This is a genomic window from Mycobacterium sp. Panama NTM2 (assembly GCF_054355555.1).
On the sequence record NZ_CM135953.1, the window covers coordinates 2820080 to 2833704 of the forward strand.

A 13625-nucleotide genomic window follows, 5' to 3' on the forward strand; every position below is an offset into this window, starting at 1 on the left:
AGCAACCAGAACCTTAGCCGCAGCGCTTCCTGGCGGCGCGGTGAGATACCCCACCGCGGCCGATCACGCCCTGACCAGCGGTTTGAGCGCCTCTCCGAGCGCGGTGATCTGGCCGGGCTGATACCCGACGGTCTGGGTCGGCACGAACAGGATGACGCCGTCGATGCCCGCGTCGAGCACTTTGGTCTGGACCTGCTCGGCCACCTCCTCGACGCTGCCCGCGACCATCCGCTGCTTGAAATCGTCGGGGATCATGTCCGGGGACACGCCGTCGCCCAGAATCGCACCGACGAGCATCGATGTCTCGAGAGTGGCCGGATCGCGGTCAATCTCTTCACACCGCTGCTTGACCACCTCGACCTTGCGGGCGAGCTCGTCGAAGCCGGCGATGACGTTGAGGTGGTCGAAGTGCTTGGCCGCCAACGGGATCGTCTTCTTCTCGCCGCTGCCGCCGATCATCAACGGAATGTGGTCCCGGAAGCGGGGATTGGCCAGCGCCTCCTGGGTGCGATAGTGCTTTCCGGTGACGGTGGGGCGCTCACCGGCGAGCATCGGCAGGATGATCTGCAGCGCCTCACCGAGCTTCTCGAAGCGATCGGTGAAGGTGCCGAACTCGTAACCCAACTGGTCGTGTTCGAGTTCGAACCACCCGGTGCCGATGCCGAGGATGGCGCGTCCGGCGCTGATGACGTCCAATGTCGTGATCGCCTTGGCCAGCAGAGTGGGGTTGCGATAGGTGTTGCCGGTGACCAGCGTGCCCAGCTGGACGTTCTGGGTCGCGGCGGCCAGCGCGCCGAGGGCGGTGTAGGCCTCCAGCATCGGTTCGTCGTAGCTGCCGATTCCCGGCAGTTGGTAGAAGTGGTCCATCAGGAAGACCGAGTCGAAGCCGGCCTCGTCGGCTTCTCTGGCCTGTGCGGTCACGGTGGGGAAGAGCTCGCCCACACCGGTTCCGTAGGAGAAGTTGTTGATCTGCAGTCCGAGCCGGATCGTCATACGGCTGACCGTACGCAGGGTGACCCCGCCGATCTAGATCATTTCACCGTTGGCAGAAGCGGAAGAAATCTGCCCACAACCCGGAATAAAGCGCGTCCCCGAACCGTTGACGGCTAGCCGAAATTCGCCAGTGCGCCGTGGCTGACATGCAGGGTCTGGCCCGTGATGTGACGGGCCGCCGGGGTCGTGAGGAACAGCGCCAGGCGGGCGATCTCCTCGTCCACCGTGGGCGAGGACGTGCCCAGCCCCTCGTACCCGGGCTCGGTGCCGCGGCCGATCGCCACCGCGTTGACGGTGATGCCGCGGATGCCGAAGTGGTGTGCCTGTCCGGCCGTCCACGAGGACACCGCCGCCTTGACCGCGGCCGCGGCGCTGCCTTCGGTCATCGCATCCCCGATCACGGTGACGATGGAGCCCCCCGACCGCAGCTGGTCTCCGAGCGTCTGCACGGTCAGCACCGCCGACAGCAGGCCTGCGTCGAAGAGCCCGCGCCATTCCGCGGCGTGGTCGGCCAGGGTGTAGGTGCGGGGATCGCCGGCGGTCGACCGGGGGGCGGGCACGTTGATGACGGTGTCCAGGTGTGCGGGGAGATGCTGGCCGGCCGCGGCGATCGACGCCGGGTCGGTGGTGTCGACGACCACGGCGTCGGCCTCGAGTTCTTTGGCCAAGAGTTCGACGTCGTCACCGCGCCGGCCGGCGACGATCACGCGGTGGCCGGCGGTGCTGAAGTTCTCTGCGATGGTGCGGCCACGCTCGGTGTCGCATCCCGTGATCAGCACATCCATCATCGGCCTCCTGTTGTGTTCGGCGCTGAACCCCAGCGAGTCCCGACCATGTTACTGGACGGTAGCTAGTCGGCGAGGACCGACGCGCCCGCGCCGGTAACGGTGGCGCCCGACCAGGCGATCAAACCCGTGAACTCACCGGAGGCCACCCTGTGCGCCGACTGCGGCACCCCGAGCCACGCGCCGGGGCGCTTGCCATGCCAGCAAACTTCGTCAACGCTTTGTGCTGCACCGATTTGCTGATAGCAATGTCACAATTTGGTACATTCTCAGCTTCACACACTTGCGTCACGGCAGTAACACGGTAGTTTCTTCGGCATGCGTGATCCAGATATGTCGTCACCCCGCCGGAAAGGCCTGTCGACGTCGATCGGGCTCGCCGCCCTGACCGGCGCGACCGTCGCCGCCTTGACGCTGCCCGCCGTGGCGACAGCGCAGCCGGCGCCCACACCGGCTCCGCCGCCGCCCGCTCCGGCAGCGCCTGCGGACCCCGGCGCGCCCGCGCCGGCTCCCGCGCCCCCGGCGGATCCGAACGCGCCTGCGCCTGCCCCCGCACCCCCGGCCGATCCGAACGCGCCTGCGCCTGCCCCCGCACCCCCGGCCGATCCCAACGCACCGGCGCCGGCGCCGGCCGATCCCAACGCCCCGGCCCCCGCCCCGCCGCCCGCTCCGGAACCGGGTCGGGTGGACAACGCCGCCGGCGGCTTCAGCTACGTCGTACCCGCCGGCTGGAAGGTGGCCGACGCGGCCTCGCTGTCCTACGGGCAGGCTCTGCTGAACAAGCTGCCGCCGGCCGGGTCCCCGCCGGACACCCCGGCCCCGAACGACACCAGCATCCTGCTCGGCCGTCTCGACCTGAAGCTGTTCGCCGGCGCCGAGACCGACAACACCAAGGCCGCACAGCGCCTGGCCTCGGACATGGGCGAGTTCTTCATGCCCTTCCCCGGGACTCGCATCAACCAGCAGACCGTGCCGCTCAACGCGAACGGCATGACCGGTGTCGCGTCGTCCTACGAGGTCAAGTTCACCGACACCAACAAGCCGAACGGGCAGATCTGGGCCGGCGTGGTCGGCGCCCCGACGGCGCCGGGCACCCCGCGCGGTCAGCGCGCCCCCGAACGGTGGTTCGTGGTGTGGCTGGGTACCGCCACCAACCCGATTCCGCAGGCCGAGGCCGTCGCGCTGGCGAACTCGATCCGGCCCTGGACGCCCCCGCCTCCGCCGCCGCCGGCGGATCCGGGCGCCCCGCCGCCGCCTGCCGATCCGAACGCGCCGCCGCCGCGTCCGGCTGTCGGCCAGCCGGTGCCCGTCGACCCGAACACCGCGCCGGGGATGCTGCCGCCCGCCTGATTCACCCCCGATCGTGTCCGATCCTGTCGACTGATCGTTACCTGCCGGGGCTATACCGGAGTCAGGCCCGTTTGCGACCGCAACCGGGCCTGGCTGACGAGATGGTCGTGCGGTGAGCATCCGTTCGAAGGTTCTGAGAGAGTTCGTGCGGCCGATGTCCTCAGCCGGTTACATACCTGCCAGAAGGAGGACACATGGGCATCGGAGAACTCATCGGGCTGATCATCTTCGGCGCCGTGATCGGGGCGCTCGCGCGGCTGGTCATTCCCGGTAAACAGGCGATGGGGTGGATCGTCACGATCGTCATCGGCATCGCGGGCGCACTCATCGGCTATTGGCTCTGGGGCATGATCGCGAGGCCCGGCAACGCGAACACCAGCGGTATCGACTGGATTCGTTGGGCCATCAGCATCGCAGCCGCTGTAGTCCTGACACTCGGCTACACCGCGCTGACGCGGTCCAAGCGGTAGGGCTGCGCTGGGGTCGCCCGCCGCGTCTAACTGAGGTGCCAGACCAGCGCCGCGGCGAGCGCACCCAGCCCGTTGAGCGACCAGTGCAGGGCGATGGGCGCGATCAGGCTGCCGCTGCGCCGGCGCAGCCACGTGAACACGAAACCGGCTGCCGCCGTGGCGATGACGGCGCCGACGACGCCGGCGATCATGCCGAACGGTCCGCCGCCCAGGATGCGGGTGAACCCGACGTTGCTGGCGGTCAGCCCCAGCGAGGTGGCGATGTGCCACAGGCCGAACAGCAGGGAGCCTGCGGCGGCGACGCCCCGGAAGCCCCACGCGCGGTCCAGCGCGCCGTGCAGAACGCCCCGGAATGCGAGTTCCTCGGGGATCACGGTCTGCAGCGGAATGATGATCATCGACGCGAAAGCGCCCCCGACAGCGTCGCGTAGTGGTTGTTGAGGAACATCGGCCGGGTCCAGGGCAGCAGCGCGCCGATGGCGATCACGAGGCCGACCACCGCGACCGCGCCCAGCGCATAGCCGGCGCCCGACCGCCAGTGTTCGCGCCCCAACCCGAGTTCGTGCCAGCCCAGCCCACGTGAGCGCACCAGCGCGACCAGGCCCACGGCGGCGATCGGTACCACGGCCACGTTGGCCCACGGGGTGGTGAAGTGCGCGATCAGGTTGGTCACCGCGAGCACGACCACGACGACGCCGACGTCGACGTAGGCGCGGGCGTGGTGCAACGCCGCCAGCTGTTCCACCAGAGGGTGGGGCTCAGGAGACGCACTGGCGCCGGTCATCACCGTCATAACCGGCTCAGAATACCGAAGCCGGCGATCACCGCAGGTCAGCTACTCGTTGTCGCCCCCGGTGTCGGTGTCGGCGCCTGCGGTGCCGAACCCGGACTCACGGGCCGCGGGCCACACCCAGTCCTTGACCTCGCCGATGTCGTCGCCGTAGGCGCGGGTGTACTCCCGGGCGGCGATCCGCTTGTCCGCCATCTGCTGGCGCAGCGTCGCGCACCGAGGCCCGAGCGAGGGCACCCGATCGATGACGTCCATCACCAGGTGATAGCGATCCAAGTCGTTGAGCATCACCATGTCGAACGGTGTCGTGGTGGTGCCTTCCTCCTTGTAGCCGCGCACGTGCAGATTCGCGTGGCCCGTCCGCCGATAGGTCAGCCGGTGGATCAGCCACGGGTAGCCGTGATAGGCGAAGATGATCGGCCGGTCGGTGGTGAAGATCATGTCGAAGTCACGCGTGGACAACCCGTGCGGGTGCTCGGTGTCGTCCTGCAACCGCATCAGGTCGACGACGTTGACGAACCGCACCTTCAGCTCCGGCAGGTGTTGACGCAGGATGTCGGCGGCTGCCAGCGCCTCCAGCGTCGGGATGTCGCCTGCGGCCGCCAGCACCACGTCGGGCTCGGTGCCCAGCTCCTCGCTGCCGGCCCACTCCCAGATACCGAGGCCGCGCGTGCAGTGCGCGATCGCCTGCTCCATCGTCAGGTAGGTGGGGGAGGGCTGCTTGCCTGCGACCACGACGTTGACGTACTGACGTGAGCGCAGGCAGTGGTCGTAGGTGGACAGCAGGGTGTTGGCGTCCGGGGGCAGGTAGACGCGCACCACATGGGCGCTCTTGTTGACGACGTGGTCGATGAAGCCGGGGTCCTGGTGGGAGAACCCGTTGTGGTCCTGGCGCCAGACATGGCTGGAAAGAAGGTAGTTCAAGCTCGCGATGGGTCGGCGCCACGGGATCTTGTCGGTGACCTTGAGCCACTTGGCGTGCTGGTTGAGCATCGAGTCGACGATGTGGATGAAGGCCTCGTAGCAGTTGAACAGGCCGTGGCGGCCGGTCAGGAGGTAGCCCTCGAGCCAGCCCTGGCACTGGTGTTCGGAGAGCATCTCGACGACCCGCCCGACGCGCGCCAGGTGCTCGTCGACCTCGGGGCCGGCCAGCTCGGCGTTCCACTGCTTGTCGGTGGCGTCGTAGACGGCCTGCAGCCGGTTCGACGCGGTCTCGTCGGGACCGAAGATGCGGAAGTTCTCCGGGTTCAGCCGGATCACCTCGGTGAGCCAGCCGCCCAGAACGCGGGTGGCCTCGGCGACGGTCGCGCCGGGTGCGGGCACATCGACAGCGAACGATCGGAAGTCGGGCAGTCGCAGATCCTTGAGGAGCAGGCCTCCGTTGGTGTGCGGGTTGGCGCTCATCCGCAACGGGCCCTCGGGCGCCAGCGCGGCGATGTCGTCGTGCAACCGGCCGTCGTCGTCGAACAGTTCCTCGGCGTGGTAGGAGGCCAGCCAGTCCGCGAGGACGGCGAGGTGTTCGGCGGTGTCGCGCGCGCTGGCCAGCGGAACCTGATGCGCGCGCCAGGAGCCGGTCGTCTTCTTGCCGTCGATCGTCTCGGGTCCCGTCCACCCCTTGGGGGTGCGGAAGACGATCATGGGCCAGGCCGGCCTCGAATCGTCGCCGTCGGCGGCGCGGGCCTTGATGGCGGCGATCTCGTCGAGGACGTCGTCGAGCAGGGTCGCGAAACGACGGTGCGCATCGGCGTGCTCGCCAGCGTTCTCGTCGGTCACCTCGAAGAAGTACGGCCGATGCCCGTAACCGACCAGGAGGCTGCGCAATTCGTCCTCGGGGATGCGGGCGAGCACGGTCGGGTTGGCGATCTTGTAACCGTTGAGGTGCAGTATCGGCAGCACGACGCCGTCGTGCGCGGGGTTGGCGAGTTTGTTGGAGTGCCAGCTGGTCGCCAGCGGACCGGTCTCGGCCTCGCCGTCGCCGACGACCGCGGCCACCAGCAGATCGGGATTGTCGAACGCCGCCCCGTAGGCATGCGACAGTGCGTAACCCAGCTCGCCGCCCTCGTGGATGGAGCCGGGAGTCTCCGGCGCGACGTGGGACGGGATACCGCCGGGGAAGGAGAACTGCCGGAACAGGCGCCGCATCCCCTCGGCGTCGGCGGTGATGTCCGAGTAGATCTCGCTGTAGGTGCCGTCGAGGTAGGCGTTGGCCACCAGGCCGGGACCGCCGTGACCGGGGCCGGTCAGGTAGATCGTGGACTGACCCCGCTCGGCGATCACCCGGTTGAGGTGGGCGTAGAGAAAGTTCAACCCGGGAGTGGTGCCCCAGTGTCCGAGCAGGCGCGGCTTGACGTTCTCGCTCGCCAACGGGGTCCGCAACAGCGGGTTGTCCAAGAGGTAGATCTGGCCGACCGACAGATAGTTCGCGGCGCGCCACCAGCGATCCAGCCTCGCCACCGTCTCGTCGCTGATCGGCTGCCGGTCCACGGTCGTCCAGGCTGTCGTCATGATCCCCTTCCAACATCCTCATCTAACTAGGCATCGGCAGACCGTCAACCCCTACCCGATGAGCGGCGGGTTAATCTTTGCGCCGACGGGCACCACAGGAGGGCGGCACCATCGATGGGCGAGGCGGGACTGCTGACGTCCGTGCGCGTGCTCGATCTGGCCGGCGGTGAGGGCGACGGCGTCGGCCGGATTCTCGCCGATCTGGGCGCCGATGTGCTGAAGGTGGAGCCGCCTGGCGGCGCCCCGGCACGGTCGGCGCGGCCGACGATCAACGGCGCGGGAATCGGCTTCGCCATCGACAACGCCAACAAGCGGTGCACGACGCTCGATCCGGTCGATCGTGATCGGTTGATCGAGCTCGCCGCGAGCGCCGACATCCTGATCGACAGTGGAAACCCCGGGGGCGCAACGCTGTTCGGGACATCAGCGCTCGAGTTGGCCGATCGATTCGCCCATCTGGTCGTGCTGTCGATCACCGACTTCGGCCTGACCGGGCCGCGGGCGTGCTGGCAGGGCAACGATGCGGTGTTCTACGCACTCTCCTCGGCACTGTCTCGGACGGGGCCGACCACCGGTACGCCCGTGCTGCCACCCATCGGCATCGGGTCGGCGACGGGCATGGTGCAGGCGGCGTGGGCGGTGCTCGCCGCCTACTACGACCGGACTCGCAGCGGCCGAGGAGATTTCATCGATTTCTCGCGGTTCGAAGCGGTTCTGCAGGCGCTCGATCCGCCGTACGGGTCCGAAGGCCAGGCCGCCGTCGGGCTCAAGCCGCCGACCGCGCTGTGGCGGGGGCGGCCCCGGAACCAGCAGATCTACCCCATCTTCGGATGCCGTGACGGCCATGTCCGCATCTGCCTGCTGTCCCCGCGGCAGTGGCGCGGCATGCGCGCGTGGCTGGGTGAGCCGCCGCGCTTCGCCGGCCCGGAGTTCGACACGATCGCCGCCCGGTACGCAGCCTCGGCAGAGCTCAACGAGGCGATCGCCGCGCTGTTCTCCCCACAGTCGATGGATGAACTCGTCGCGCAGGGCCGGGACCGCGGTGTGCCCATCGCGGCGGTCCGCACCCCCGCAGAAGCGTTGCACGCAGACCACTTTCATCTCACCGGCGCGTTGAGCGAGGTGGCGCTGACCCCGGACGCGATGCTGACCATTCCCGTCGGTCCTGTCATCGTCGACGGTGAGCGCGCCGGGTTCCGCGTCCCGGCACCGGATGTCGCGACCGACGAGCCCGCGTGGACGCTGCCCGCCAATTCCGATACGCCGACGACACCAGCGCCGACGTATCCGCTCGAGGGGCTGAGGATCCTGGATCTCGGCGTGATCGTCGCGGGAGGTGAACTGGGCCGGCTGTTCGCCGACCTCGGCGCCGAGGTCATCAAGATCGAGAGCGCCGCCTACCCGGACGGGTTGCGGCAGGCCCCGGCCGGAATGCCGCTGAGCCGGTCGTGGGCGCTGACCCATCGCAACGAGTACAGCCTCGGACTGGATCTGCGGGACCGTCAGGGTGCGGAACTGTTCGCCCGTCTGGTCGCCACCTCCGACGCGGTGTTCGCCAACTTCAAGCCGGGAACCCTTGCCGCGCTCGGCTTTCCGTTCGAACGGTTGCGCGAGCTCAACCCCGACATCGTGCTGGCCGAGAGCAGCGCCTACGGCGATCACGGGCCGTGGAGCGCCCAGATGGGGTACGGACCTCTGGTCCGTGCCTCCACCGGCATCACCCGGTTGTGGACGTCCCCGGACGCTCCGCCCGGCGAGTTCTTCGATGCCACGACGATCTTTCCCGACCACGTGGTGGGCAGGCTGACCGCTGTCGCGGCCCTGGCCGCACTCGTCCGTCGGAACCGCGACGGCCGCGGCGCGCACGTCCACCTGTCGCAGGCCGAGGTGGCCGTCAACCAGCTGGCGGACCGCTACATCATCGAATCGGCCCGTGCCGCAGGCTGTTCCGTGGTCGACGACGACACCGTGCACGCAGTCTGTCCGTGCGCCGGCGACGACGAGTGGTGCGTGATCTCGGTGCCGAGTGGCGGCGCCGAACGGGCGGCGCTGGAGTCCGTCGTGGCCGAGAAGTTGTCCGGCGAGCGGGCGGCGTTGATCGCCGCGCTCGCGGCGTGGACGTCCCAGCGTGACAAGCTCGAGGTCGCCGAGCTCTTGCAGCGCCATGGGGTGCCTGCCGCGCCGATGAACCGCGCAGCGGATGTGCCCGACGATCCCCAGGTGCTGCACCGCCAGGTGTTCACCGAGCTGGTTCATCCGCTGCTCGAGCAACCGATTCCCGCCGAGACGGCGCCGGCCCCCTATCGCCGGATTCCGCGTGCCCCACTCCGTCCGGCACCGATGCCGGGCGAGCACACCCGTCAGATCTGCACCCGCGTGCTCGGCCTGACCGCAGAGCGCGTCGATGCGTTGTTGGCCGCAGGTGTGCTGTTCGACCATCACCAGGAAGGTTGACCCATGTCCCTCGACCCCAGAACCCCCGTGCTGGTCGGCTACGGCCAGGTCAACCAGCACACCGAGAACGCGAGCGTCGAACCCGTCGACCTGATGGTCGCGGCGGCGCGGGAGGCCGCCGATCCGCGGACACTGGCAGCCGTCGACGCGGTCCGGGTGGTCAACCTGCTCTCGTGGCGCTATCGCGACGCCGGGCTCCTCGTCGCACAACGGATCGGCGCCGAGAAGGCCGCCACCCGCTACACCGGGATCGGCGGCAACGTGCCGCAGACGCTGGTCAACCTCGCCTGCCTGGACATCCAGCAGGGCCGCGCCGACGTAGTGCTGATCGCCGGCGCCGAGACGTGGCGCACCAAGACGAAGATGCGCGCCGCCGGCGCCAAGGCGGACTGGACGAAGCAGGACGACACAGTGCCGCTGGCACCCGGCTCGGACGAGGTCATGGCGATGGCCGGCCCGGGCGATCTGAAGATCCACCTGGACCGTCCGTCGTATGTGTACCCGATGTTCGAGCAGGCGCTCCGCATCGCCGCGGGGGAGTCCGACGACGCGCACCGCAGGCGTATCGGCGCGCTGTGGGCGCAGTTCTCGGCCGTGGCAGCGAAGAATCCGCACGCGTGGAACCGACAGGCCTACAACGCCGAGGAGATCTACGAGCCGTCGGCGCAGAACCGGATGATCAGCTGGCCCTACACCAAGCTGATGAACTCCAACAACATGGTCGACCAGGGCGCCGTGCTGATCGTGGCGTCCGCGGAGAAGGCGCAGTATCTCCAGATCCCGCGTGAGCGTTGGGTTTTCCCGTACGCGGGCACCGACGCTCACGACACCTACGCCATCGGGGAACGCGCGGAGTTCCACACGTCACCGGCGATCCGGATCGCGGGCCGGCGCGCACTCGAACTGGCGGGCACCGGCGTCGACGAGATGGACCTGATCGACGTGTACTCCTGCTTCCCGTCGGCCGTCCAGGTCGCGGCCACCGAACTCGGCTTGCCGGTCGGCGATCCCGGCAGGCCGTTGACCGTCACCGGCGGGCTGACGTTCGCCGGCGGACCGTGGAACAACTACGTCACGCACTCCATCGCGACCATGGCCGAGCAACTCGCCGCCAACCCCGGGACCCGAGGGTTGATCACGGCCAACGGCGGCTATCTCACCAAACACAGTTTCGGCGTGTACGGCACCGAGCCCCCGCACCACGAATTCCGCTGGGAGAACGTGCAGGACGCTGTCGATCGGGAGCCGACCCGCACCGAGCTGGTCGATTGGACCGGAATCGGCACGGTGGAGACGTGGACGACGCCGTTCGACCGCGACGGCGTTCCGGAGAAGGCGTTCCTGGCGGTACGCACCCCGAACGAAGACCGGGTGCTGGCGGTCATGCCCGACGCCGAGGCGGCCCGGACCACGGTCACCGACGACATCGCCGGTGCGGCCGTGCGCGTGCACGCCGACGGCACCGCGACACTCGAGTGACTACAGCAGTCCGAGCGCGGCCACCGCGTCGCGTTCAGCCCGCAGCTCGGCGATCGATGCGTCGATTCTGCTGCGCGAGAACGGATTGATGTCCAGTCCCTCGACGATCTCCCAACGCCCGTCGACCGATCGGCACGGGAAGGAACACACCAGCCCCTCGTCGATGCCGTAGGCACCGGGGGACGGCAGGGCCACCGACGTCCAGTCTCCGTCGGGGGTGCCGTGGATCCAGTCGTCGATGTGATCGATGGCGCCGTTGGCCGCCGAGGCCGCTGAGCTGGCGCCGCGCGCTTCGATGATCGCGGTGCCACGCCGGGCCACCGTCGGAATGAAATCGTCGGTGAGCCAACGGGTGTCGGCGGCGTAGTCGGCGCCGGCGCGGCCGCCGACGATCGCGTGGAAGATGTCGGGGTACTGCGTGGGTGAGTGGTTGCCCCAGATCGTCATCCGGCGGATCTCGGTGACGGGCACGCTCGCGTGCCGGGCCATCGCGGCGACGGCGCGGTTGTGGTCGAGGCGGGTCAGCGCGGTGAAACGCTCGGCGGGGATGTCGGGAGCGTGCGCCGCCGCGACGAGCGCGTTGGTGTTGGCGGGGTTGCCGACGACCAGCACGCGGACATCCGCTGCCGCGCCAGCGCCCAACGCCCGGCCCGCGGTCGCGAAGATCGCCGCGTTGGCGCCCAGCAGATCGGCGCGCTCCATGCCCTTGGTGCGCGGCCTCGCGCCGATCAGCAGCGCGACGTCGACCCCGTCGAACGCGCGCACCGGATCGTCGTGGATCTCGGTGGCCGCGAGCAGGGGGAAGGCGCCGTCGTCGAGCTCCATGACCACGCCCTCGGCGGCGCGCACGGCGTCGGGCAGCTCGAGCAGACGCAACACCACGGGAGTGTCGTGGCCGAGCATCGCCCCGGCGGCGATGCGGAACAGCGCGACGTAGCCGATCTGGCCGGCGGCTCCGGTGACGGTCACGGTGACGGGAGCGGGCATGGCCCTGACCTTAGTCAGGGCGCGTCGGCGGGTACGTCGGTGTAGGCGGTGGTGAAGCCGTCGGCGGAGAACGTGAAGCCTTTGCCCGACAATTCCGAGAGGCAGGACACGCCGGACGCTTCCTGCACATTGCACCGGAATCCGGCCACGGCCAGGATGCGGTTGAACGGCAGCTCCGGTGGTTCGTCGACCGCGGATGCGGGCAGTGCGGCGAACCGGGGGTCGGCGGTGCGCTCGACCAGGATCGCGGTCGGGGTGGACGGCTCGCCGTCGGCGTCGGGCACGTCGTCGGGAGCCCCGGTGATGCCGATCGCGCTGGCGGTGCCGCCGGATTTGCCGCACGAGGCCTGCGTGCGCGGTGTGATCTCGCACTGCCAACGTCCGCTGGGCGTGGTGAAGGCGTAGACCGTGCCGGCGGCGGGATCACGGGTGGCGTAGGCGAAGGCGTTGGCCAGGTGGGCATTGCTCGGCCGCGTGGTTTCCGGAGCAGGGGGTGGTGCGGCGGCGGGTGGCGCGACGGTGTCGTCGGTGGTGACGACGGTGGGTCCGGTGCAGGCGGCGACCGACAGCGCCAGCGCTGCCGCACCGCAGAGTCGCGTGATCACAGACATGTCGGTGCACCAGCATGCCACCCCTGTTGTTCCGCGAGCTGGGGGTACCTCCCGCTCGCGAGCGCGCGTGTCTGCACGCCGACACGCGTGCGCGTCCGTGATTGCGCGCGCGCTCGCGCGACCGCGAGTGCGCGTCAGCTCATCAGCGCGTCACGCACACTGCGGTCCAGCGACACCCGCACCAGCGCCGCCGCCAGCGGTGCGCACGCACCGTCGGCCAGACGCGCCAGTTCGTCGGGGTCGTCGGGCAGGCCGAGCTCCTTCGCCGCGCCGAGAGCGCGCGGGTCGAAGTAGGGCCGCACCCAGGTCCACACGTCCTGGATCTCCCTCAGGAAGATGTCGGCGCCGGTGTCACCGATGCCGGTGAACTCCTCGAGCAGCTTCTTGGCGGCGGTGACGTCGCCGTCTGCGCGGTCAGCCAGCCCGCGCAGATCACCGTGATAGTCCTCGTTGACCGCGGTCGCGATCTGGGTGAGACGGGTGGCGGAGCTCTCGTCGTAGCGGGCGTACCCGGCGCGGCCGAAGGCGTCGATGACGGTTTTCCGCTCGGCCGCGAGCACGGAGTCGGGCGTGCGGATCTTCTCTCCGAAGAGCTCCCGCGCGGCACGCATCGCGATGTTCGCGTCAATCGGTTTGCTCGCCAGCATGCACAGCACCAGCAGCTCGAACAGCGGCATGGGCTTGTCGGCCGGCGTGATTCCGGCCTGCTCGGCATAGGTGCCGCCGGCCTCCGAGAGAAGGCGGCGCACGGTGTCTTTTTGGCCGTCGTTGTTGCTCACCGCCGTCGGCTACCCGCGGCGCACCGCACGGAACCTTCTATTTGGCGGGCAGGCTGACGGCGTAGTCGACGCCGCGGCGGACCCAACCGCGCAAGGCGGCGTCGCCCGTCACCCCGTCGGCGCTCACCCGTACCCAGCCGCGGGTCGCTCGGCCCGACATGACCATCGGCTCGACGTGCTCGTCGGCGAGCAACGCTTCTGTCTCCTCCGGCGGCACCCGCACCATCAGCCCACCTTTGCCGCTCACGCAGACCGCCATGTTGCCGCCCACCAGGAAGGCCAAGCCACCGAACATCGGCTTCTCGTCGACGCCACGGTGCGCCGCCACCAGTTCGCGGACCCGCTCGGCGAGATCGGTGTCGTACGCCATGGCGGCAACGCTAATGGCACAACCCGCACCGTGAGACGCAACGAGCGCGCGC

Annotated in this window: 11 protein-coding genes and 1 pseudogene; 4 read left to right on the forward strand and 8 right to left on the reverse strand. The window is 69.3% G+C overall.

Annotated features, from left to right (window positions below; genetic code table 11):
• Nucleotides 1-63 precede the first annotated feature (63 nt).
• Together ACXYX3_RS13350 and ACXYX3_RS13355 are read right to left on the reverse strand one after the other, a co-directional pair.
• Nucleotides 64-993 carry an LLM class F420-dependent oxidoreductase gene (locus ACXYX3_RS13350; protein WP_458607831.1) on the reverse strand — a complete coding sequence of 310 codons (930 nt, stop codon included), beginning with the start codon at nucleotides 991-993 and terminating at the stop codon, nucleotides 64-66.
• 113 nt (nucleotides 994-1106) lie between these two features.
• Nucleotides 1107-1778, reverse strand: coding sequence for an SDR family oxidoreductase (locus ACXYX3_RS13355; protein ID WP_458607832.1), 672 nt, complete (start codon nucleotides 1776-1778; stop codon nucleotides 1107-1109).
• Nucleotides 1779-2096: 318 nt separating this feature from the next.
• Here ACXYX3_RS13355 and ACXYX3_RS13360 point away from each other — a divergent pair, with 318 nt between their 5' ends.
• The gene (locus ACXYX3_RS13360) at nucleotides 2097-3128 is read left to right on the forward strand and encodes an APA family fibronectin-binding glycoprotein (RefSeq protein WP_458607833.1); all 1032 of its coding nucleotides are present in this window, start codon (nucleotides 2097-2099) and stop codon (nucleotides 3126-3128) included.
• 200 nt (nucleotides 3129-3328) lie between these two features.
• Nucleotides 3329-3598: a GlsB/YeaQ/YmgE family stress response membrane protein gene (locus tag ACXYX3_RS13365; RefSeq protein ID WP_241207902.1), complete on the forward strand. Its 270-nt coding sequence runs from the start codon at nucleotides 3329-3331 to the stop codon at nucleotides 3596-3598.
• Nucleotides 3599-3624: 26 nt separating this feature from the next.
• Here ACXYX3_RS13365 and ACXYX3_RS13370 read toward each other — a convergent pair.
• Nucleotides 3625-4382, reverse strand: a pseudogene (locus ACXYX3_RS13370) (lysostaphin resistance A-like protein).
• 51 nt (nucleotides 4383-4433) lie between these two features.
• A complete protein-coding gene (locus ACXYX3_RS13375; RefSeq protein WP_458607834.1) occupies nucleotides 4434-6893 on the reverse strand; it encodes a phosphoketolase family protein in 2460 nt (819 codons plus the stop codon).
• Between the two features lie 114 nt (nucleotides 6894-7007).
• Here ACXYX3_RS13375 and ACXYX3_RS13380 point away from each other — a divergent pair, with 114 nt between their 5' ends.
• Nucleotides 7008-9347 (forward strand): CaiB/BaiF CoA transferase family protein, encoded by a 2340-nt coding sequence (locus ACXYX3_RS13380; RefSeq protein WP_458607835.1) that lies wholly within the window; start codon nucleotides 7008-7010, stop codon nucleotides 9345-9347.
• A 3-nt stretch (nucleotides 9348-9350) separates the two neighbouring features.
• Nucleotides 9351-10826: an acetyl-CoA acetyltransferase gene (locus ACXYX3_RS13385; protein WP_458607836.1), complete on the forward strand. Its 1476-nt coding sequence runs from the start codon at nucleotides 9351-9353 to the stop codon at nucleotides 10824-10826.
• Here ACXYX3_RS13385 and ACXYX3_RS13390 read toward each other — a convergent pair whose 3' ends face one another.
• From ACXYX3_RS13390 to ACXYX3_RS13405, 4 genes are all read right to left on the reverse strand, one after another.
• Nucleotides 10827-11813 carry a malate dehydrogenase gene (locus tag ACXYX3_RS13390; RefSeq protein ID WP_458607837.1) on the reverse strand — a complete coding sequence of 329 codons (987 nt, stop codon included), beginning with the start codon at nucleotides 11811-11813 and terminating at the stop codon, nucleotides 10827-10829.
• Nucleotides 11814-11827: 14 nt separating this feature from the next.
• A complete protein-coding gene (locus ACXYX3_RS13395; protein WP_458607838.1) occupies nucleotides 11828-12424 on the reverse strand; it encodes a hypothetical protein in 597 nt (198 codons plus the stop codon).
• 134 nt (nucleotides 12425-12558) lie between these two features.
• The gene (locus tag ACXYX3_RS13400) at nucleotides 12559-13203 is read right to left on the reverse strand and encodes an HhH-GDP family DNA glycosylase (RefSeq protein WP_458607839.1); all 645 of its coding nucleotides are present in this window, start codon (nucleotides 13201-13203) and stop codon (nucleotides 12559-12561) included.
• Between the two features lie 37 nt (nucleotides 13204-13240).
• Nucleotides 13241-13573 (reverse strand): TfoX/Sxy family protein, encoded by a 333-nt coding sequence (locus tag ACXYX3_RS13405; protein ID WP_241207893.1) that lies wholly within the window; start codon nucleotides 13571-13573, stop codon nucleotides 13241-13243.
• Between the last annotated feature and the right edge of the window lie 52 nt (nucleotides 13574-13625).